The organism is Streptomyces sp. NPDC039424 (genome assembly GCF_055639495.1).
In genome coordinates this window covers 1-20,904 of record NZ_JBVKAI010000019.1, presented here as the reverse complement: position 1 = coordinate 20,904, position 20,904 = coordinate 1, and the positions used below count along the sequence as shown (strand labels likewise).

Genomic DNA, 20,904 nt, shown 5'->3' with positions numbered 1-20,904 from the left:
CCTTTCAGATGCTCAGTGAGGTCAGGACGTCGCGCCGCAGCGCCACGCGCGCCGGCTCGTCGTGCGCCGTGCGGTCGCGGGGGCGTGGTACGTCGCGTACGGCTGTCAGTCGGCCGGAGTTCAAGAGGGCCACGCGGTCGCCGAGGAACAGGGCCTCGTCCACGTCGTGGGTGACGAAGACGACGGTCGCGCCCGTGCCCCTCAGCACCTCCACCAGCAGGTCCTGCATGCCGGCGCGGGTCTGGGCGTCGAGGGCGCCGAAGGGTTCGTCCATGAGGACGGCCCGGGGGCTGCCGGCCAGGGCGCGGGCCAGTTGCGCGCGTTGGCGCTGGCCGCCGGAGACGCGGTGCGGCAACTGCCGGGACTGCTCGGCGAGCCCGACGCGCGCCAGCCAGGAATCGGCCTGGGCGCGGCGTTCACCGCGTGGCAGGCCCTTGATGGCGAGGGGCAGTTCGACGTTCGCGCGCAGGGTGCGCCAGGGCAGGAGGGCGTCCTCCTGGAAGATCAGGGCGCGGTCGGCGGCGGGGCCCGTCAGGGGACGCGTGTCCTGGGTGACCTCTCCGGCGAGCGGGGACAGCAGCCCGGCGAGCGTGCGCAGCAGCGTCGACTTGCCGCAGCCGGAGGGTCCGACGACGGTGAGGATCTCGCCGGGTGCGATGTCGAGGTCCACCTGGTGCAGCACGGGCGCGCCCGGCCGTCCCAGGGTGGCGCCGTGCAGGGCGAGTCCCGCACCGGCGCGGGAGGGTGAACGGACGTCAGACGAGCTGGTCATGGGGTACGCCCTCCTCGCTCCTGGGGCTGACCGGTACCGGGGCCGCGGCGCCGCGCACCCGCCGTGGGGCACGGACGCCGGGGACGTACGACGTGCGCGGCAGCCAGCGGGTCAGGCGTCGGCCCAGCAGTTCGACGAGGGTGGAGGTGACCCAGCCGAGCACGCCGATGGTGACCATGCCGACGAACACACCCGGGTAGTCGACGACCGTGTAGTCCTGCCAGGTGCGGTAGCCGACGCCGTACTGGCCGGAGATCATCTCGGCGGAGATCACGCAGATCCACGAGACGCCGATCCCGACGGACAGGCCGCCGAAGATGCCGGGCAGTGCGCCCGGCAGGACCACCGAGCCGAGGATCCGCCACCGGCCGCCGCCCATGGTGCGCACCGCCTCTTCCCACACGGGGGTCAGTGCGCGGACCGCGTGCCGGGTGGAGACCAGCACGGGGAAGAAGGCGGCGGTGCAGGTGATGAAGACGATGCCCTGTTCGTTGGAGGGGAACAGGAGGATCGCGACCGGGACCAGGGCGATCGCCGGGATCGGGCGGATCACCTCCAGGACCGGGCCGAGCACGTCCTCGGCGAGGCGCGAGCGGGCCACGAGCACGCCCGTGGCCACGCCCAGGACGGCCGCCAGCGCGAAGCCGGTGAGGATCCGGGTGAGGCTGTCGGTCAGGTCGGTCCAGTAGTCGCTGCCGGAGACCCGGTCGGCGAAGGCGTGGGCCACGTCGGTGACCGTGGGGAACTGCGAGAAGCGCAGCCACAGGTCGACGTCGAGGCTGGTCAGCAGCTGCCAGAGGCCGAGCGCCGCGGCCAGCGACGTCACCCGCAGCGCATACCGGGCGAGTGGGCGCCGGGTCACGAGGCCCGTCCGAGTGCGTCGGTGTACGAGACCGTGCGGGCGCCGGAGTGAGCGGCGATGTACGCCTGGGCGGTCGCCGGGGCGACGAACGGGAGCAGCCGGTCTCCGTCGGCCACCCAGGCCGCCTTGTCGGCGAACCAGAGGGTGCCGGTGGTGGCGTCGGGGACGTAGACGGCGCGAACGTCGGCCTGGTGCTTGGCCACGTAGGAGAGCAGCGCGTTCGGGGACTTGAAGCTGGTGGTCTTCTCGGATCCCTTCTCCCACGCCTCGCTCGCGGCCGGGGCGGGAGCCGCGGCGAGCTGCTCGGCGTAGGAGGCGCCGAGGGCCTTCTTCACGTACTGGTCGTCGACGAAGGAGTCGACGTCGACGTCACCGACGAGCTTCGCGGACTTCAGGACCGACACGTCCTGCTTGAGCGCGGAGACGAGCTGGGGCTTGACGGCGGGGTCGAAGGTGGCGATGCCGTGGGCGCCGTTGTAGAGGTAGACGACCTCGGCGGGCAGGCCGGTGGCCTTGGCGACCTTCTCGGCGGCGGCCACGGGGTGGGTGTTGAGGTAGTCGGTCGCCTCGGCCTGGGCCTTGAGGAAGGCGCCGAGGACGGTGGGTCGCTTCTCGGCGAAGTCCTCGCGGGCGGTGACGCCGTGGAAGGTGGGGAGGTTCAGCTGGGCGCCGTCGTAGAGGGCCTTGGCCTTGCCCTGGTAGGTGAGCAGGCCGGGCCAGGCCACGAACTGGGACAGCGCGTCGACGCTGCCCGCGGAGAGGGCCGAAGCGCCCACGGCGGGCTGCTGGTTGAGCTTCGAGATGCCCTTGTTGGGGTCGATACCGGCCCGCTGCAGGGCCCGTACGAGGGTGCCGTCGGCGGCCGAGCCGATGCTCGTGGAGACCTTCTTTCCCTTCAGGTCCTTCAGGGAGGCGAGTTTCGAATTCGGGGCGGTGACGACGGTGTTGAGGCCGCCGCGCAGGTTGTAGCCGGTGACGGACACCAGGTGGGTGGGGCGGCCGAGCTGCTTGCCGCGGGCCGCGTTGAGCAGCAGCGGGAAGTCGCCCATCGAGCCGATGTCGATCTTCCCCGCGGTCATCTGTGCGGTGATCGGGGCGCCGGTGGCGTAGTCCTGCCAGTCGACCTTGTAGGTGTGGCCGTCGTGGAGGGCGTTGAGCTGCTTCTCGAAGTAGCCGAGGGAGCGCAGGAGGGTGCCCGCGGTGACCGTGTTGATGGTCTTGGACTGGTAGCCGACGGTGACGGTGACCGTGGAGCCGTCACCGGCCTCGGCGTCGCCGCCGCAGGCGGACAGGGGGAGGAGCAGGGATGCCGTGGACAGGGCGATGATCGTGCGTTTCATGGGAGTTCGGGCCTCTCACCGGAGCAGATAGGGCATGTTGACCGTGACGGCTCCGGTGGGGCAGCGGGCCGCGCACGGGCCGCAGTACCAGCACTCGTCGACGTGCATGTACGCCTTGCCGTTGGTCTCGTCGATGGCGAGGGAGTCCAGCGGGCACATGTCCACGCAGAGGGTGCAGCCGTCGATGCACTTCGACTCGTCGATGGTCACGGGCACGTCGGCCCGCTGGGGCGCCAAGGGCATGGCTGTCTCCAGGAAGGTCGAGCTCTTGGGGAGAGGGGGATGGGCAGGGGTGTCAGAGGGAGCGGTGCAGGAGGCCGCTCATGGTGATGCGGTCGCCGCGGAAGCGGATGAACTCCAGGTCGACCGGGCGGCCGTCCGCGAGGTGCGTGAGCCGTTCCAGCATCAGGACGGCCGCGCCGCGCGGGGCCTCCAGGACGGTCGCGGAGTGGGCGTCCGCGTTCACCGCCTCCAGCGTGATCTCGGCGTGGCCGAGGGGCTGGCCGGTGATGGCCTCCAGGAGGCGGAAGACGTCGGTGTTCTCCAGGTCGGCGCCGAGCAGGGCGGCGCCGATGTCGAGCGGGATGTAGGTGAGGTCGAGGGAGAGGGGGAGGCCGTTCAGGCGGCGCAGGCGTTCGATGTAGAGGACGTCGGCGCCGGCCGGGACGCGGAGGCGTTCGGCGACCGGGGCGGGTGCGGGAGCGGGGCCCATGGTGCGGACCTCGTTGGTGACGCGGCCGTGTTCGCGGAGGGTTTCCGCGAGACCCATCAGACGGTCGAGCCCGTGCGGGTACTTCTGGGCGACGACCACCGTGCCCACGCCGGGCAGGCGGTCCACGAGTCCCTCGGCGCGGAGCAGGTCGAGGGCCTGGCGGACGGTGTTGCGGGAGGCGCGGTAGTCGGCGGCGAGGGTGGACTCGTGGGGGAGTGTGCCGTCGGGGTGGGCGCCGGTGAGGATCTGGTGCCGCAGGAGATCGGCGAGCTGCCTGGCCTGGTCCGCACGCAGCCGACGACGCGTGCGGTGGGCGGCGACGGTGGTCGCGGCGCCTTGACCGGCGTGGTCGCGGATGCGGTCGGTGGGTGGCATGTTTCGAACCATACCGAGCTGGTAGGAAAAGTCGTGTTGCCGGAGTGTTGCGCCACCTGACGCCCCGCCGGATACGGCTATGAGCTGGGGTTTTGTGCGCGGAGTGGAGAAGATCTGCCACCGGCCGGGGGCGCGGCATTCCCCCGGCATGCCGGTTCAGGACAGTGCCGTCAGCCCCGGAGCGAACGTGATCAGCAGGGGCAGCAGCGGCACCAGCGCCGCCACCGTCGTGGTCAGCGCGCGCTGCCTGCGGAGCAGCCGCGGTGGGGGCTCCAGGAGACGGTCGACGCGTTCGCCCAGGAGGCGGCGGCTGGAGGCGCAGGAGAGGACGCCGCGGTGCTGGTTGAGCTCGATCAGGGCCAAAGCGGTGGTGAGGTGGCCGCACCGGCGGGAGGCCGTGTCGTCGGCGGCGAGTTCGACCAGGCGGTGGGTCTGGTCGCAGAAGTGGGCGAAGAGCGGGACGCGGGGGAAACCGGTGGCCAGGGCGGTGGACAGGTGCAGCAGCCAGTCGTGGTGGGCGCGGGCGTGGCCGCGCTCATGGGTGAGGACGGCGTCCAGCTGGTGGTCGGTGAGGCGGTGCAGGGCGCCGGTGGTGACGACGAGCTGGGGCGGATGGCCCGGCATCCACCAGGCGTCGGGGTACTCGTCCTCCAGCACCAGCATCGGGCCCCGCGCGGCAGGCAGCCCGGCGGGCAGCTCGGGTGCGCGTTCCCGCAGATGGGCCCTGGTCTGGCCGCGGCGACGGCGGGCCTCGACGAGCTCGCGGGCCAGCATCGCCGTGGTCCACGCGGCCCCGCAGGCGAGCAGCGCGGTGAGCGCGACGGCCCAGAGCGGGGCGACGGAGAGGTCGTACGCGGCGGTCACGGCGGGCGGCGCGGGGGCGAAGACGTGGTCGCGGACGGTGTGGAAGACGGCGGCGGCGCCCAGCACCAGCGCGGTCAGGCAGCACAGCAGCACGGTGGCGACCAGGCACTGCCACACCCACAGGGCGACCACGGGTTCCCGTTCGGTCCACGCCGCCCGGGTCAGCGCGCGCGGCACCGGCACGGCGGCCGTCAGAGCGACGACGCTCAGCAGGAGCAGGCAGACGGTCATGCCGGGGGCTCCGGTTCCTGGTCGGAGACAGGGCGGGAGGGTCGGGCGCGGTGGTTCGGGTGGCGGTTCGGGTGGTGCACGCTGTTACGCCAGTATGACGCCGACGTGGCCCCGGAGTCAGTCGTCGACGGCAAACACCACCCGCCCTCCAGCCTCCCCGCCCCCTATTCCCGCAGTGCCTCCCGCACGGCCGACCAGCACCCCGGCGACCGCGCACAGCCCGAACGCCGGGATGCCGGGACCACGGGAACGTGTGTCAGCTGCTTGCCACGACCTGCCCGCTGACCTCCCCCAGCCCCACCCGGCCCCCGTCCGCCCCGGGCGCCCAGGCCGACAGTGTCACGACGTCCCCGTCCTCCAGGTACGTCCGCTTGCCGTCGGGCAGCTCCAGTGGATCGCGTCCGTTCCAGGTCAGTTCCAGCAGGGAGCCGCGCTGGCGTTCCTCCGGTCCGCTCACGGTTCCCGACCCGTACAGGTCGCCGGTCCGCAGGGAGGCGCCGTTCACGGTCATGTGCGCCAGCTGCTGCGCGGCCGTCCAGTACATGGTGGAGAAGGGCGGCTCGGACACCACATGACCGTTGACGGCGACGGAGATCCGCAGGTCGTAGCCGCCGGGCTCGTCGCCGGAGTCGTCCAGGTAGGGCAGCGGGGGGTGGGTCCGCTCCGGCGGTGCCACCCGCGCGTCCTCCAGCGCGTCCAGGGGGGTGATCCACGCGGACACGGACGTGGCGAAGGACTTGCCGAGGAACGGGCCGAGGGGGGCGTACTCCCAGGCCTGGATGTCGCGCGCCGACCAGTCGTTCAGCAGGCACAGCCCGAAGACGTGCTCGCGGAAGTCGGCCAGCGCCACCGGCCCGCCCCGCTTGGACGGCACCCCGACGACGAAGCCGACCTCGGCCTCGATGTCCAGGCGGACGGACGGACCGAAGACGGGAGCCGGGTCGGCCGGGCCCTTGCGCTGGCCCGACGGCCGTACGACGTCCGTGCCCGAGACCACGACCGTGCCGGAGCGGCCGTGGTAACCGATCGGCAGGTGCTTCCAGTTGGGGGTCAGCGGGTCCTCGGCGTCGGGGCGGAAGATACGGCCCGCGTTCCGGGCGTGGTGCTCGGAGGAGTAGAAGTCGACGTAGTCGGCGACCTCGAAGGGCAGGTAGAGGGTCACCGAGGACAGGGGGTGGAACAGCGGTTCGATCGCCTCCCGGTGTGCGGGCACCGTCACCCAGGCCGTCAGAGCCCGCCGCACGTCCGACCACGCCGTGCGGCCGGCGGCCAGCAGCGGGTTGAGGGTCGGGTGGGCGAGCAGGGAGGCGTACGGCGAACCGAGCGCCCGCGCCGCGGCGCCCGCGTCGAGCACATGGTCGCCGAGCCGGACGCCGACGCGCCGCTCGGTCGAGCCGGCGGGGGAGAAGACGCCGTACGGAAGGTTGTGCGGGCCGAAGGGGTCGCCCTCGGGGACGTCGAAGGGGGGCATGGGGTGCTGCCTCGCTCTCATCCGTGCCATCACTGCAGGCCGTGGCATGTGGTCGCGCCACACGTTACGGCCGAGTCCGGCTCCTGGGCAGTGTCTAAAGAGTTCGCAATGCCCGAATAGGCCTTGTCGGAGGGGCTAATTCCGGCTTAGCGTCCTTTTGGGGGACACGGACGGGGTGGGTCCGGTCCGTAGGGGGGACACGTGGGGGGACCCGTGGCCAGGAATTCCGTCGGTGTGCCTTTCGACATGGACAGGGATGTGCCGGGCCTGATCGTCAAGTTCGGCGACTATCCGCTGCACCACGGCGGCGTCGGCGCGATCCGCAGCCTGGGCCGGCTGGGCGTGCCGATGTACGCGATCACCGAGGACCGTTACACGCCCGCGGCCTCCTCCCGTTACCTCACCCGCGCCTTCGTCTGGCCGACCAGCGGGGCGGAGGACGCGGAGTACCTGGTGGAGGGGCTAAGGAGGATCGGCCGGCGGATCGGCCGCCCCACCGTCCTCATCCCCACCGACGAAGAGGCCGCCGTCCTGATCGCCGAGCACCAGGAGGACCTGAAGGAGCGGTTCCTCTTCCCGCGCGTCGAGCCCGGCCTGCCGCGCCGGCTGGCCAGCAAGCAGGGGCTGCACGAACTGTGCGCGGAACACGGCGTCGCCAGCCCGGAGGCGGTCTTCCCCGAGTCGTACGAGGAGATCGTCGCCTTCGCCGACAGCGCCCGCTACCCGGTGGTGGCCAAGAACCGCGAGGCGTTCGTCCGGCGCGAACGGCCCGCCGTGAACGGCACCACCAGGATCGCCACCCGTGCGGGCCTGCTCGCCCTCGCCCGCGACTGGGGCGAGCACCCCGGCGTGATCCTCCAGGAGTACCTGCCCCGCCAGGACGCCGAGGACTGGATCGTGCACGCCTGCTTCGACGCCGACTCCACCTCGCTCGCCATGTTCACCGGCGTCAAGGTGCGCTCCTGGCCGCCGCACGCGGGCATGACGGCGAACGCGTACGTCGTCGACAACCCGGAACTCGCGGACCTCGCCGCGCGTTTCATCAAACAGATCGGCTTCAGCGGCATCATCGACCTTGACCTGCGCTTCGACCGGCGCGACGGGCAGTACAAGCTCCTCGACTTCAACCCGCGCACGGGCGCCCAGTTCCGGCTCTTCGAGAACGACTCGGGCGTGGACGTCGTACGCGCCATGCACCTGAACCTGACCGGCCGCTCCGTTCCGGAGGGGGAACAGCGGGCCGGCCATCGGTACATCGTGGAGAACATCGACCTCCCCGCCCTCCTCGCCTACCGCCGCAGCGGCTACACGACGCCGCACGCGCCGGCCCGGGCGAGCGGGACGGAGCTGGCCTGGCTCGCGGGTGACGACCCGCTGCCGTTCCTCACGATGCTCGCGCGCTTCGTGCGACCGGGCGCGAAGCACCTCTATCAGCTGTGGCGGACCAACCGCCGCGGCGGAAGCGCCGGTTCGAGCAGCTAGCCCGCCGAGGGCGGCTGTCCGGACGGGTGCACGGTTCACCACCACGAAGTGACGGAAAACGTCCTGGGGAGGGACTTCGTGATTCAACCGGTTGCAGTCATCGGCGCCGGGCCGTTCGGCCTGTCCACCGCCGCCCACCTGCGGGCGCGCGGCATCCCCGTACGCGTCTTCGGCGATCCCATGGTCAGCTGGCGCGACCACATGCCCGCCGGGATGTTCCTCAAATCGACCCCGGCGGCCTCCGACATCGACTGCCCGCAGCCCGGCCACACCCTCGTCGACTACTGCGACGCGGCGGGCATCCGCCGGCTGGTGACCGACGAGGACATCATCCCCGTGGAGACCTTCGTCGCCTACGGCGAGTGGTTCCAGCGGAAGCTGCTTCCCGACCTGGAGCGGGTGCGGGTGGTTTCCGTGGACCGTGGCACGGGCGGCGGCTTCGAACTGAAGCTGGACTCCGGGGAGTCGTTCACCGCCCGCGCGGTCGTGGTCGCCACCGGCCTGTCCGGGCTGGCCCACCTCCCGGCAGAGCTGGCGTCGGCGGCGCCGGACGGCCCCAGCCCCACCGGCCCGGTCTCCCACAGCTCCCAGCACCACGACCTGACCCGGTTCTCCGGCAGGGAGCTGATCGTCGTCGGCGCCGGCCAGTCCGCGCTGGAGACGGCGGCCCTGGCGGCGGAGGCGGGCGCGCGGGTGCGGGTGGTGTCGCGGGGCCGCGGCCGGGTCGCCTTCGGCGCCCCGCCCTGGCACCAGCCGAGGCTGCGCCCCGAGTCCCCCTTCGGCCGCGCCTGGTCCCTCTGGGCGCTGACCTACTACCCGCACCCCTACCGCTACCTCCCGGCCCGTACCCGCCACTACCTGGTCCGCCGCGTCCTCGGCCCGCTCGGCGCCTGGTGGCTGCGCGACCGCTTCGAGGACAAGGTCGAGGTGACGGAGGTCGAGCGGGTGGTCGGCGCGGACGCCTGCGACGGCAGCCCCGTCCTCACCGTCCGCGCCCCCGCCGGTCACACCATCCGGCTCCCCGCCGACCATGTGATCGCGGCCACCGGCTACCGCGTGGACCTCGCGGCCATGGACTTCCTCGGCCACGAACTGCGCACCCGGCTCGCCGTCAGCCGGGGCACGCCCCGCCTGGGCGCGGGATACGTCTCGTCCATCCCCGGCCTGTACTTCACCGGCCTTCCGGCGGCGTCGTCGTACGGCCCGGTGATGCGCTTCGTCTGCGGCACCGGGTTCGCCTCCCCCCGCCTGACGAAACACCTGGCGGCGGCCCACCACTGAGCCACCCTGCCCGGGCTCCGCCCACACCCAGGAAGGCCCGGGCCACCCCAGCCACCAGCCCGCTCGATGTCCTCACCGTCTCGGTCGCCAACGTGTTCAACCGCCCCCACACCACCATCAAGGAGCCCGCGGGCACCACTTGGGGCTGAGAACGGGGGTGAGTCGTGGGGGCGCGGGGTCCGTATTCTCTGATCATGGCCGCACCCCCCGCATATTCACTCGTCGCAACCGACCTCGACGGAACGCTCCTGCGCGGCGACGACACCCTCTCCGACCGCTCCCTCGCCGCCCTCGCGCGGGCCGGGGAAGCGGGGGCCCGGCACCTCGTGGTGACCGGGCGCCCGGCACCCCGGGTACGGCCGCTGCTGGACGACCTCGGTTGCACGGGGCTCGCGGTGTGCGGCCAGGGCGCGCAGGTGTACGACGCCGGAGCCGACCGCCTGCTCTGGTCGATCACCCTGGACCGGGAGCTGGCGGAGACCGCGCTCGGCAAGATCGAGGCCGAGGTGGGGGAGGTGTACGCGGCCGTCGACCAGGACGGTGTGGACGGGCTCACGCTCATCGAGCCCGGCTACCTGATGCCCCACCCGACGCTCCCCGCCGTACGGGTCGAGCGGCGCGCCGACCTGTGGCGCGAGCCGATCAGCAAGGTCCTGCTGCGCCATCACGCCCTGTCCGACGACGAGTTGGCGGCCACGGCCCGTTCGGTCGTGGGGTCGCTGGCGACGGTCACCATGTCGGGGCCCGGGACCGTCGAGCTCCAGCCGTGCGGGGTCACCAAGGCGACCGGGCTGGCGCTGGCCGCCGAGCATCTCGGGCTGAGCGCCGAACGGGCCGTCGCCTTCGGGGACATGCCCAACGACATCCCGATGTTCGACTGGGCCGCCCACGGTGTGGCGATGGCCAACGCCCACCCCGAACTGAAGGCGGTGGCCGACGAGATCACCACATCGAACGAGGACGACGGCATCGCCGTCGTCCTCGAAAGACTCTTCCCCTGACAGGGCCCTGAGGGGCCCTGCGGGTCAGGTCAGTACGCGCCGAACACGTTGTCGATCGAGCCGTAGCGGTGGGCGGCGTAGTTGCAGGCGGCCGTGATGTTCGCGACCGGGTCGTAGATGTTCCACGACGTACCGGCCACGTGGTAGGCGCGGAACGTCGGGTCGATGACCTGCAGCAGGCCCTTGGACGGGATGCCGGCGGCGGCGTTGGAGTCCCAGAGGTTGATGGCGTACTGGTTGCCCGACGACTCGCGGATCACGTTGCGGTAGATGCCGTAGTACGTACCCGGGATGCCCTTCTGGGCCATGACCGCGAGGGACTGGCGGATCCAGCCGTCGAGGTTGTTCGAGTACGTGACCGCGCCGGCGGTGGCCGCGGTGGGGGCGGTGGTGGGGGCCGCGGAGGCGCTGGTCGCGCCGATCAGCGGGAGGGCGAGCACGGCGGCGCCGGTGGTGGCGGCGGCGAGCTTGCGAGCGAGGCGGGCGAAGGGGGCACGGTGCTGAGCGGCAGCAGACATGGCGAAGTTCCTCTCCGTCGCCTGCGAGGTGAGCTGTCGGGTGCGGGCTGGGAGGTGCCCGGCCGTGCCGCCCGAAGGCGACACGACTTAACCCCGAGCCGTTCCGGGACGACGGATGCCGTCCGGACCGGCGACTTACCTGGTTCCCCCGCTCCTGCCGTACGCGAATGAGTTCGTCGAGTGGGTGCGATGGGCGGCGGCAGGATTCGGCGTTCCGCCCGGCGGACCGGAACGTATGCGAGAGCACATGTCCGGAACAAGTGCCAGATGCATACCTCGTCCTAGTTGACCTTGTTCTGGGGCGTATGAGGCACTTGATCCTTTGCGTCTGCCAAGCCTCAACTGGCCAGTGGTGAAAGGTGGAACACCGGGCGGGTCGGTGGGATGCGCCGAACCGGTGACGTGACCCAATTCACGGAATAGCAATAGCGGCAAATAGGGCATGAGGGACGCCGCATTGGGTAAGTGCATCGGGCGTGCAGGTGAGGGTCGATGAGGGTCGAGCTGCTCCAAGCGGCGCAGTCGCGTCGTACTTCCTGGTAAGTCGATAAATATCCACCCTTATCGACCGATCGAAAACATAACGGTGGGCGCCCTCGGTGATCGAAAGCTGACCGGATACGCTGACTCGAGTGAGGGCAGCGACCTATCGACAAACCGCGTAATCGCCAGCAGACACCAGCAGACAGGAGACCCCTCGTGACCGTCGTCGGGCCATTCGGGCTGAGCGTGCGGGACCAGGCTCTGGAAGCCGATGTCCAGGCCGGACTGGCGGCTGTCGAGGAGGGCCTGCTCGAAGCCACCAAGAGTGAGGTCCCCTTCATCACCGAGGCCGCGCAGCACCTCGTACGCGCGGGCGGGAAGCGGTTCCGGCCGCTGCTCGTGATGCTCGCGGCGCAGTTCGGGGACCCGTACGCGCCCGGGATCGTGCCCTCGGCCGTAGTCGTCGAGCTCACCCACCTCGCCACGCTGTACCACGACGACGTCATGGACGAGGCGGCCGTGCGCCGCGGGGTGGAGAGCGCGAACACCCGCTGGGGCAACTCGGTCGCCGTCCTCACCGGCGACTTCCTCTTCGCCCGCGCCTCGCAGATCCTCGCCGACCTCGGCCCCGAGGCCGTACGGGTGCAGGCCGTGGCGTTCGAGCGGCTGGTCACCGGGCAGATCCTGGAGACGGCCGGGCCGCAGGACGGCCGGGACCCGGTCGAGCACTACCTGGACGTGCTCGGCGGCAAGACCGGCTCGCTGGTGGCGGTCTCCTGCCGCTTCGGCGCGATGATGTCCGGGGCCGACGAGACCGTGGTCGACGTGCTGACCCAGTACGGCGAGCGGCTCGGCGTCGCCTTCCAGCTCGCGGACGACGTGCTGGACATCGCCTCCGACTCCCACGAGTCCGGCAAGACCCCCGGGACCGACCTGCGCGAGGGCATCCCCACCCTGCCCGTGCTGCGCCTCAGGGAGCGGGCGGCACGGCTGGGACTGCCCGAGGACATCGCCCTGTGCGACCTCCTCGACTCCGACCTCACCGACGACGCCCGGCACGCCGAGGCCCTGGCCGGCCTGCGCGCCCACCCGGCGCTGGAGCAGGCTCGCCGCGACACCGTGCGGTACGCGGAGGACGCCCGGGCGGCGCTGGCCCCGCTGCGCGAGTGCGACGCCAAGGCCGCGCTCATCCAGCTCTGCGACGCGGTGGTCCACCGGGCGGGCTAGCCACCCCCGTGCCGGTCCCCCCGCCCCGTCCCCTACGGGTCGGTGGAGCTTCCGCCCCTCCGTGTCATACCGCAGGCGTACGTGGAGTTGGCTCCCGGGTCTGACGATTCCTCACGGCCGATTTGGTCAGATGGAAACCACGGAAATCACCACTCCTCACCGATTCGGGTGAGAATGGCGGCACAAGGGTGGGACGAGTGTGAGGACAGCCGCCGCCGACGACGGAGGTAAGGCACACATGGCACCGTACGAATCCGACGAGAGCACGCACGCCGCGGAGGCCGAGGACCCGCGCGCCGGACGCCGCAGGGCGGCCCGGTACGCCGTCCCGGTCGCGGTGGTGGGCGTGGCGGCGGCGACGATCGGGCTGGTCCCGGCACTCGCCGACTCCGGGGACCCCGACCTGCCGAAGATCAGCGCACAGCAGCTCATCGAAAAGATCGCCAAGTCCGACGTGCAGCAGCTGTCCGGCACGGTGAAGGTCAGCACCGACCTGGGCCTGCCGGACCTGGGCGGCCTGGAGAGCGGCCTGCTGTCCGGCGCGGCCCAGGGCGGCGACGGATCGTCGGCGGACCCGACGTCCAAGCTCACCGAGCTGCTCTCGGGCACCCACACCCTGCGCGTGGCGGCCGACGGACCGGACCGGCAGAAGGTCTCGCTGATCGAGCGCGCCGCCGAGTACAGCCTCATACACGACGGCAAGGACGTGTGGGGCTACGACAGCAAGTCCAACGAGGTGTACCACGGCACCGCCGAGCAGAGCGGCAAGGAGCGGGAGAAGACGCCCGCCACACCGAAGGACTTCGCCGACGAGGCCCTGAAGTCCGTCGACGACACCACCTCCGTGACCGTCGACGGCACCGCTCAGGTCGCCGGCCGGGACGCCTACAAGCTGCTGATCAAGCCGAAGCAGTCCGGCACCACGGTCGGCGCGATCAGCATCGCCGTGGACGCGAGGACCGGGCTGCCGCTGAAGTTCACCCTGACCCCGGCGAGCGGCGGCGCGGCCGTGGTCGACGCGGGCTTCACCCAGGTCAGCTTCACCAGGCCGGCCGCCTCGACCTTCGACTTCACCCCGCCCAAGGGCGCGAAGGTCACGGAGGAGGACCACGAGGACAAGGCGCCGCGCGGCGCCGCCCCGAAGTCCGAGGAGGACCTCTTCAAGGGCCTGGAGGGCTTCGACGTCCTGGGCAAGGGCTGGAACTCGGTCGCGGCCCTCGACACCGGTGAGAAGGCGGGGATGCCCTCCGCCTCCGGCGGTGACCTGGGCGGCTTCCTCGGTTCGTTCGGTGACAAGGTGAGCGGCGAGTTCGGCAAGGGCACCGTGTTCTCCACCCGCCTGATCAACGCGCTCATCACGGACGACGGCAAGGTGTACGTCGGCGCCGTGGACAAGGACGCGCTGGTGAAGGCGGCCGACGCGGCGCGGTAGACACCGGCGGCGCAGCAGGTACGCACACGCACGACGAATCGGGGGAGCCGATGGACGAACCGTCCGCCACGGAGCCGGACGCGCCGGGCGCGGGTGACAGCGTCATCCACACCCGCGCGCTCACCAAGCGCTACCGCGGCGGACAGCTCGCCGTCGACGGTCTCGACCTGACCGTCCCGGCGGGCAGCGTCTTCGGCTTCCTCGGTCCGAACGGCTCCGGCAAGACCACGACCATCCGCATGCTGATGGGCCTGATCGCGCCCACCTCCGGCGCGGCGCGCGTCCTGGGGCAGCCCATGCCCCGCGCCGCGCGCACCGTGCTCCCGCAGGTCGGCGCGCTCATCGAGGGACCGGCCCTGTACGGCTTCCTCTCCGGCCGGGACAACCTGCTGCGGTACGACGCCGCCGACCCGACCGCCGACCCCCGCACCCGGCGCGCCCGCGTCGCCGCGGCGCTGGACCGGGTGGGCCTGACGGCCGCCGGGGGCAAGAAGGCCAAGGCGTACTCCCTGGGCATGAAGCAGCGCCTGGGCCTGGCCGCCGCGCTGCTCCAGCCGCGCAGACTGCTCGTGCTGGACGAGCCGACCAACGGGCTCGACCCGCAGGGCATGCGGGAGATCCGGGCGCTGGTGCGGGAGCTGGCCTCGGACGGCACGACCGTGTTCCTCTCCTCCCACCTCCTCGACGAGATCGAGCAGGTGTGCACCCATGCGGCGGTGATGGCCCAGGGCCGCCTGATCACCCAGGGTCCGGTGGCCGACCTGGCGGCCGGGGCGCGCGGGCGGCTCGTGGTCACCACGCCGGACACGGGGGAGGCGGCCCGGGTGCTGAAGGAGCAGGGGGTCGGGGACGTCGTCGTCACCGACGACCGGGTGAGCGGCGAGCCGCCCGAGAGGGACCTCGCCGAGCTGAACGCGGCGCTGGTGACGGCCGGGGTGCGGGTGCGCGGCTTCGGGGTGGAGCGGGCCTCGCTGGAGGACGCGTTCGTGGCGCTGACGGGGGAGGGCTTCGATGTCGCGGGCTGAGGCAGTGGCCGTACGCCGTCCCACTCCGCTGTGGACCTTCGGCCTGCTGCGCAACGAATTGGCCGTCACCTTCCGGCGCTGGCGCACCCTCGCGCTGCTCGGCGTGCTGGCCGCCGTGCCGGTCCTGGTCGGGGTGGCCGTGAAGATCGAGACGGGGGGCGGATCGGGCGGCGGGGGCCGGGGCGGCGGGGGCGAGGGCCCGGCGTTCATCGCGCAGATCACCAACAACGGGCTGTTCCTGGTGTTCACGGCGCTGGCGGCGACGCTGCCGTTCTTCCTGCCGATGGCGGTCGGCGTGATCGCGGGCGACGCGATCGCCGGTGAGGCCAACGCCGGAACCCTGCGCTACCTCCTGGTCGCCCCGGCCGGCCGGACCCGCCTGCTGCTCACCAAGTACGCCACCGTGATGGTCTTCTGCCTGGTCGCCACCTTGGTGGTGGCCGTCTTCGCCCTCATGGTCGGGGCGTTGCTGTTCCCACTGGGCGACCTGACGACCATCTCGGGGACGCGGATCAGTTTTGCCGAGGGTCTGGGCCGGGCGCTGCTGATCGCCCTGGCCGTCGCCGCGTCACTGGTCGGCGTCGCGGCGCTCGGCCTGTTCGTCTCCACGCTGACGGGCAGCGGCATCGCGGCGATGGCGACCACGGTCGGGCTGCTCATCACCGTCCAGATCCTCGACCAGATACCGCAACTGCACGCGATCCAGCCGTACTTCTTCTCCCACTACTGGCTGTCCTTCGCCGACCTGATGCGCGAACCGGTGTACTGGGACGACCTGGTGAAGAACCTCGGCCTCCAGGCCCTGTACGCGGCGGTGTTCGGCTCGGCGGCCTGGGCGCGGTTCACGGCGAAGGACATCACCGCGTAGCCCGCGGCGCTCAGCGGTCCTGGTACGGGAAGCGGGCGAGCGGCGCCTCGCGTGCGAAGAACGTCTTCGCGCGGGCCAGCGCCTCGGTGTCCTTGCGTACGTCCCCGCGCGCGCTGCCGTTGCCGAGCAGCACCCCGCCGAAGCGCATCCCCAGGTACGCGGCCGAGTTGTTGAGCGTGTCGGCGAGCGGGTCCGCCACCGACGGCTCCCGGTCGGCCAGCGCGGCGACGCCCCACAGCGTGCGCCCGGCCATGGCCGCCTTGAAGTCGAGGCCGGGGGTGCGCAGCCAGGCGGACCAGTGGTCGAGGTAGCGCTTGGTGAGGCCGGACACCGAATACCAGTACAGCGGCGAGGCGATCACGATGTCGGTGGCCGCGAGCGTAGCCTCCAGCAGCAGGCCTGTGGTGGTGTCCGCGGGTGGCCGTACGTGGTCGCTGTCGTGCCGCAGGTCGACGAAGTCGGGCAGCCGGTGCTCGGCCAGGCTGATCCACTGCTGCTCGACGCCCTCGGGCAGTTGTTCGGCCGCCGTACGTGCCAGCAGTTCGGTGTTGCCGTCGGTGCGGGCGCTGCCGAGCAGGAACAGGAAGCGGCGGGTCATGGGTCCCCCAGGTGATAGGCGTACTGCGAAAATACAGGCATCTGCATTATATGCGCACGCAATTAATTCTCGGAAGTCCCGTCCGGCTGGTGCGAGGCTGTGACGTCGTGGTGACGCGGGAACGGGGGTACTTCGGAGAGACTCGACACCATGGACGGGCACGACCGGATCGCCACGCCGGGGGAGTGAGGAAACCGATGGCTCGACTGAGCTTCGAGAAGAAGCGGGACCAGCGGAGCGACGTACACCCGGCGGCCCCGGTCGACGTACGGGTGCTGGGCTCGGGCGGCGCGACCGTCGGCGGGGTGGCGGTGGTGGCGGCCCCCGGCCAGGAGGTCCAGCAGGCCGTCCTCAACCACCTCCAGCGCCTCGCGATCAGCCTCGGCCGGCCCGTGCACGCCACGGTCCACGACGACCGCGTCGGCTGCGTCGTCCCCCTGGAGGTGGACGTGGACGGCGCCAGCCGCTTCACCGGCGAGCCGGAACTGCGCGGACGGCCCCGGACCCCCCAGCCGCCCCGGACCGTCGCCCCCCAGCCGCCCAGGCGCGACACGCCCCCGCCCCCGCCGCGTCCGGTACCGGACCCCGAACCGCGATACGTCCCCGAGCCCGACCCCCGGCACACGCCCGCCCGTGGATTCGACGCCGTCGCCGAAGCGGTACTCGGCGACGGTCCGGTGACCGCCACCGCGGAGGGCGCCGCGCTGCTCACCGAGCCGATGACGCGGATCAACGAGGCCGTCAAGGAGGGCCGGATCGCCACGGCGGCGGAAATCGCCGAGCGCACCGTCGCGCAGGCGTCGGGCGCACTGGGCGCCGGCCACCCCGAGGTGCTCCGCCTGCGCGAACTGACCGCCTACATCGCCTACCTGGCGGGCGACCCGCTGCGCGCCTTCCACCTCTCCCTCGACCTGGCCCGCCTCCACCACCGCGCCCACAACGCGGAGGCCGCCTACGGCAACGTCCAGAGCGCGGCCACCGCCTGGCGCGCGGTGCGCGACCCCGAGCACGGCCTGCGTCTGGGGCGGGAACTGATCGACCTGTGGGCGGACCTCGCCGCCGAGCCGGGCCCGGCGGCCGACGACCGGGAGCGGCTGGAGTCCGCCCGCTCCCGCATGGTCCGCCTCACGGACCGCGCCGCCAGGTCGGCCGGCGCCTGACGGGCTACTGCACGCAGAACTCGTTCCCCTCGGGGTCCGCCATCACCACCCACTCCCCGGCGGGCTCCTTCACCTGCCGCAGCACCTGTGCCCCCAGCCCCGTCAACCGCTCGACCTCGGCATCGCGCCGTCCCTCACCGGCGTGCAGGTCGAGGTGGAGCCGGTTCTTGCCGGTCTTCGCCTCCGGCACGCGCTGGAACAGCAGCCGCCGCCCGAGCCCGATGCCGCGCTCCTCGTCGTAGGGGTCGTCGGGGTGCCGTACGGCGATCAGGTCCCGGAAGGCCGGGCGGCCGTGGTACTCCAGGACGGCCTCGCCGGGCAGCGCGCCGAGGTCCAGCAGCCGCTCGACGAGCGCGCTGTTGTCCTCGACCTCGTAATGCAGCGCGGCGGCCCAGAAGTCGGCCTGCGCGTGCGGGTCCGCGGCGTCGACGACGAGCTTGAAGTGCAGCGGGGCGGGTGGTGCTGCGGGCGTCTGCGTCATGCCGACCACATATACCCGACCGGGGCCGGTCAGGAGGCCGGTTCCGCCTCCGGGCCGGCCGTCACGTCCTCGGGCCGCCGCACGACGGGTTCCGCAGGGGCGGCGGCCGGGATCCTGGCGGCCAGCTCCCGGGCCGCCCGGCGCGCGGTGCGCAGCGCGTCCCAGGTGAGCAGCGTCAGCGCCAGCCAGACCAGCGCGAACCCGGCCCAGCGCTCCGGTGGCATGGCCTCGTGGAAGTACAGCACGCCCAGCAGGAACTGGAAGACGGGCGCCAGGTACTGCAGCAGCCCCAGCGTGGACAGCGGCACGCGGATCGCGGCGGCCCCGAAGCAGACCAGGGGCAGCGCGGTGACCACGCCGGTGGAGGCGAGCAGCGCGCCGTGCCCGACGCCTTCGGTGGCGAACGTCGAGTCGCCCCGGGCGGTCAGCCACAGCAGATAGCCGAGCGCGGGCAGGAACTGGATCGCGGTCTCGGCGGCCAGCGACTCGACGCCGCCGAGGTTGACCTTCTTCTTCACCAGCCCGTAGACGGCGAAGGAGAAGGCGAGGCACAGGGAGATCCACGGCGGCTGCCCGTACCCGATGGTGAGGACGAGCACGGCCGCGAAGCCGACGCCGACCGCGAGCCACTGCACGGGCCGCAGCCGCTCCTTGAGGAGCAGCACACCGATCGCGATGGTGACGAGGGGGTTGATGAAGTAGCCCAGTGAGGCCTCGACCACGTGCCCGCTGTTCACGGCCCAGATGTAGACGCCCCAGTTGACGGTGATCACCGCGGCCGCGATCGCCACCAGGCCGAGCCGTCGCGGCTGCCGCAGCAGCTCACCGACCCAGGCCCAGCGCCGTACGACGAGCAGCGCGGCGGCGACGAAGACGAGGGACCACACCATCCGGTGGGCGAGGATCTCCGCCGCGCCGGCGGGCTTCAGCAGCGGCCAGAACAGGGGCACGAGGCCCCACATCCCGTACGCCGCGAAGCCGTTCAGCAGGCCTATCCGGCTCTCGCCCGTCGACGTCCCGGCCACTGGCCCCTCCTTCTCGCGTCCCTGCGTGCAGGTGTCCCTGAGTGCACGCGTGCACGAAGGTAACGCCGAGCGCCCCCGCCTGTCATGCCCGTATCGGCATACGGTCATGACAGGCGGGGGTCGGGGTCGCTCAGCAGTCCTTCGGGGGAGTTCAGCCCTTCAGCGCGGCCGTGATCGCCTCCGCGAGGGGGGTCGTCGGGCGGCCGGCCAGGCGGGACAGGTCGCCGCTGGAGACGACCAGTTCGCCCTTCTCGATCGACGTGTCCACACCGGCGAGGATGGCGGCGAGCGGCTCGGGCAGTCCGGCGCCGGTCAGGATGCCGGCGAGCACCTCGGCGGGCACGGCGTTGTAGGCGATCTCCTTGCCGGTCTGCCTGCTCAGCTCGGCCGCGTACTCGGCGAAGCTCCACGCCTCGTCGCCGCCCAGCTCGTACGTCCTGTTCTCGTGGCCCTCGCCGGTCAGCACGGCCACCGCGGCGGCCGCGTAGTCCGCGCGGGAGGCGGAGGAGACCCGGCCCTCACCGGCGGCCGCGACCACGGCGTTGTGCTCCAGCACCGGGGCGAGGTTCTCGGTGTAGTTCTCGTGGTACCAGCCGTTGCGCAGCAGCGCGTAGGGCAGGCCGGAGGCGAGCAGCGCCTGCTCGGTGGCGCGGTGGTCGTCGGCCAGGGCGGCGGTCAGGGCGCCCGGGGCGCTGGTGTAGGCGAGAAGAGCGACGCCGGCCGCCTTCGCGGCGTCGATCACGACCTGGTGCTGTGCCGGGCGGCCCTTGTCGAACTCGTTGCCGGAGATCAGCAGGACCTTGTCGCCGGCGGCGAACAGGCCGTCGAAGGTCTCGGGTGCGTTGTAGTCGGCGACCGCCAGCTTCACGCCCCGGGCGGCGAAGTCGGCGGCCTTGGCCTCGTCGCGCACGACGGCCGTGATCTGCTCGGCCGGGACCTGCTCCAGCAGCTGCTCCACGACGTGGCGGCCGAGGTGTCCGGTGGCTCCGGTGACGACGATGCTCATGGTTCAGAACTCCCTTGTGGGGGTGTGCGGGACTGGCACTAACCCTAGAAGGAGCGCTAACTCAATGAAAGTACCCACTTTGAAGTAAGGTACTGGTGTCAAAGTAAGTGCCAGGTCGAAGCAAGTGTCAGCGCCGTCGAGAACGCCTGCCAGGCACTACGACGAGGCCCGGGACGCGCGGTCCCGGGCCTCGTCGTAGTGCCGCTTCGGTCAGCCGACGACGGTCCAGGTGTCGCCGCCGGTCAGCAGTGCGGCGAGGTCGCCCTTGCCCTGCCGTTCGAGGGCCGTGTCGAGCTGGTCGGTCATCTGGTGGTCGTAGACGGGGCGGTCGACGGAGCGGAGGACGCCGATGGGGGTGTGGTGGAGGGTGTCGGGGTCGGCGAGGCGGGAGAGGGCGAAGGCGGTGGTGGGGGAGGCGTTGTGGGCGTCGTGGACGAGGATGTCGGCCTCGTTGTCGGGGGTGACGGTGACCACCTTCAGGTCGCCGGTCTGGCGGTCGCGTACGACTCCGCGGGAGTTGTCCGGGCCGAAGCGGATGGGCTGTCCGTGCTGCAGCCGGATCAGTGCCTCTTCGGCCTGTTGCTTGTCTTTGAGCGCGTCGAAGGCGCCGTCGTTGAAGATGTTGCAGTTCTGGTAGATCTCGACCAGGGCGGTGCCGGGGTGGTCGGCTGCGGCGCGCAGTACCTCGGT

The 20,904-nt window shown here is 71.9% G+C and carries 20 protein-coding genes, 1 pseudogene and 1 riboswitch; of the genes and pseudogenes, 8 read left to right on the top strand and 13 right to left on the bottom strand.

What is annotated here, in order from left to right:
- Positions 1–4: 4 nt before the first annotated feature.
- The 7 genes from ACZ7L0_RS34195 to fahA all read right to left on the bottom strand — a co-directional run bounded on the left by ACZ7L0_RS34195 (position 5) and on the right by fahA (position 6,627).
- Positions 5–772: an ABC transporter ATP-binding protein gene (locus tag ACZ7L0_RS34195; protein WP_471246430.1), complete on the bottom strand. Its 768-nt coding sequence runs from the start codon at positions 770–772 to the stop codon at positions 5–7.
- Entirely contained in the window at positions 756–1,634 is an 879-nt protein-coding gene (locus ACZ7L0_RS34190) for an ABC transporter permease (protein WP_471246429.1), read from the bottom strand. Before ACZ7L0_RS34190 ends, ACZ7L0_RS34195 begins: the two co-directional genes overlap by 17 nt.
- Positions 1,631–2,974 carry an ABC transporter substrate-binding protein gene (locus ACZ7L0_RS34185; RefSeq protein ID WP_471246428.1) on the bottom strand — a complete coding sequence of 448 codons (1,344 nt, stop codon included), beginning with the start codon at positions 2,972–2,974 and terminating at the stop codon, positions 1,631–1,633. Before ACZ7L0_RS34185 ends, ACZ7L0_RS34190 begins: the two co-directional genes overlap by 4 nt.
- A 15-nt stretch (positions 2,975–2,989) precedes the next feature.
- A complete protein-coding gene (locus ACZ7L0_RS34180) occupies positions 2,990–3,217 on the bottom strand; it encodes a 4Fe-4S dicluster domain-containing protein (RefSeq protein ID WP_031166915.1) in 228 nt (75 codons plus the stop codon).
- A 52-nt stretch (positions 3,218–3,269) separates the two neighbouring features.
- Positions 3,270–4,061, bottom strand: coding sequence for a GntR family transcriptional regulator (locus ACZ7L0_RS34175; RefSeq protein ID WP_471246427.1), 792 nt, complete (start codon positions 4,059–4,061; stop codon positions 3,270–3,272).
- A gap of 156 nt (positions 4,062–4,217) precedes the next feature.
- Positions 4,218–5,156, bottom strand: a complete 939-nt coding sequence (locus ACZ7L0_RS34170) for a M56 family metallopeptidase (RefSeq protein ID WP_471246426.1) — start codon at positions 5,154–5,156, stop codon at positions 4,218–4,220.
- 256 nt (positions 5,157–5,412) lie between these two features.
- Positions 5,413–6,627 carry a fumarylacetoacetase gene (gene fahA, locus ACZ7L0_RS34165; RefSeq protein ID WP_471246425.1) on the bottom strand — a complete coding sequence of 405 codons (1,215 nt, stop codon included), beginning with the start codon at positions 6,625–6,627 and terminating at the stop codon, positions 5,413–5,415.
- A gap of 234 nt (positions 6,628–6,861) precedes the next feature.
- Here fahA and ACZ7L0_RS34160 point away from each other — a divergent pair, with 234 nt between their 5' ends.
- The 3 genes from ACZ7L0_RS34160 to ACZ7L0_RS34150 all read left to right on the top strand — a co-directional run bounded on the left by ACZ7L0_RS34160 (position 6,862) and on the right by ACZ7L0_RS34150 (position 10,391).
- Positions 6,862–8,109, top strand: a complete 1,248-nt coding sequence (locus tag ACZ7L0_RS34160; protein WP_471246424.1) for a carboxylate--amine ligase — start codon at positions 6,862–6,864, stop codon at positions 8,107–8,109.
- 78 nt (positions 8,110–8,187) lie between these two features.
- Positions 8,188–9,390, top strand: coding sequence for an NAD(P)-binding domain-containing protein (locus tag ACZ7L0_RS34155; RefSeq protein ID WP_471246423.1), 1,203 nt, complete (start codon positions 8,188–8,190; stop codon positions 9,388–9,390).
- Between the two features lie 194 nt (positions 9,391–9,584).
- On the top strand, positions 9,585–10,391 hold the full coding sequence (locus ACZ7L0_RS34150; protein WP_471246422.1) for an HAD family hydrolase: 807 nt from the start codon (positions 9,585–9,587) through the stop codon (positions 10,389–10,391).
- 29 nt (positions 10,392–10,420) lie between these two features.
- On the opposite strand, the gene ACZ7L0_RS34145 is transcribed toward ACZ7L0_RS34150, so the two are convergent.
- Complete coding sequence (locus tag ACZ7L0_RS34145) at positions 10,421–10,909, bottom strand: transglycosylase SLT domain-containing protein (RefSeq protein ID WP_471246421.1); 489 nt, start codon at positions 10,907–10,909, stop codon at positions 10,421–10,423.
- Between the two features lie 3 nt (positions 10,910–10,912).
- Positions 10,913–11,085, bottom strand: a riboswitch (cyclic di-AMP (ydaO/yuaA leader).
- Between the two features lie 523 nt (positions 11,086–11,608).
- Here ACZ7L0_RS34145 and ACZ7L0_RS34140 point away from each other — a divergent pair.
- The 4 genes from ACZ7L0_RS34140 (at position 11,609) to ACZ7L0_RS34125 (ending at position 15,944) form a co-directional block, all read left to right on the top strand.
- Entirely contained in the window at positions 11,609–12,619 is a 1,011-nt protein-coding gene (locus ACZ7L0_RS34140) for a polyprenyl synthetase family protein (protein ID WP_471246420.1), read from the top strand.
- 238 nt (positions 12,620–12,857) lie between these two features.
- On the top strand, positions 12,858–14,051 hold the full coding sequence (locus ACZ7L0_RS34135) for a LolA family protein (protein ID WP_471246419.1): 1,194 nt from the start codon (positions 12,858–12,860) through the stop codon (positions 14,049–14,051).
- A gap of 50 nt (positions 14,052–14,101) precedes the next feature.
- Positions 14,102–15,076, top strand: coding sequence for an ABC transporter ATP-binding protein (locus ACZ7L0_RS34130; RefSeq protein WP_471246418.1), 975 nt, complete (start codon positions 14,102–14,104; stop codon positions 15,074–15,076).
- Positions 15,063–15,944 (top strand): ABC transporter permease, encoded by an 882-nt coding sequence (locus ACZ7L0_RS34125; protein WP_471246417.1) that lies wholly within the window; start codon positions 15,063–15,065, stop codon positions 15,942–15,944. Before ACZ7L0_RS34130 ends, ACZ7L0_RS34125 begins: the two co-directional genes overlap by 14 nt.
- A 10-nt stretch (positions 15,945–15,954) precedes the next feature.
- On the opposite strand, the gene ACZ7L0_RS34120 is transcribed toward ACZ7L0_RS34125, so the two are convergent.
- A complete protein-coding gene (locus ACZ7L0_RS34120) occupies positions 15,955–16,542 on the bottom strand; it encodes a flavodoxin family protein (RefSeq protein WP_471246416.1) in 588 nt (195 codons plus the stop codon).
- A gap of 197 nt (positions 16,543–16,739) precedes the next feature.
- Here ACZ7L0_RS34120 and ACZ7L0_RS34115 point away from each other — a divergent pair, with 197 nt between their 5' ends.
- Positions 16,740–17,702, top strand: coding sequence for a hypothetical protein (locus ACZ7L0_RS34115; protein ID WP_471246415.1), 963 nt, complete (start codon positions 16,740–16,742; stop codon positions 17,700–17,702).
- 4 nt (positions 17,703–17,706) lie between these two features.
- Here the strand turns inward: ACZ7L0_RS34115 and ACZ7L0_RS34110 are convergent, their stop codons facing one another.
- The 4 genes and pseudogenes from ACZ7L0_RS34110 to ACZ7L0_RS34095 form a co-directional block, all read right to left on the bottom strand.
- Positions 17,707–18,183, bottom strand: coding sequence for a VOC family protein (locus ACZ7L0_RS34110; protein WP_471246414.1), 477 nt, complete (start codon positions 18,181–18,183; stop codon positions 17,707–17,709).
- 29 nt (positions 18,184–18,212) lie between these two features.
- Positions 18,213–19,208 carry an EamA family transporter RarD gene (gene rarD / locus ACZ7L0_RS34105; protein WP_471246413.1) on the bottom strand — a complete coding sequence of 332 codons (996 nt, stop codon included), beginning with the start codon at positions 19,206–19,208 and terminating at the stop codon, positions 18,213–18,215.
- Between the two features lie 151 nt (positions 19,209–19,359).
- On the bottom strand, positions 19,360–20,214 hold the full coding sequence (locus ACZ7L0_RS34100) for an SDR family oxidoreductase (RefSeq protein WP_471246412.1): 855 nt from the start codon (positions 20,212–20,214) through the stop codon (positions 19,360–19,362).
- Between the two features lie 210 nt (positions 20,215–20,424).
- Positions 20,425–20,904, bottom strand: a pseudogene (locus ACZ7L0_RS34095) (2-oxoacid:ferredoxin oxidoreductase subunit beta); the annotation flags it as partial.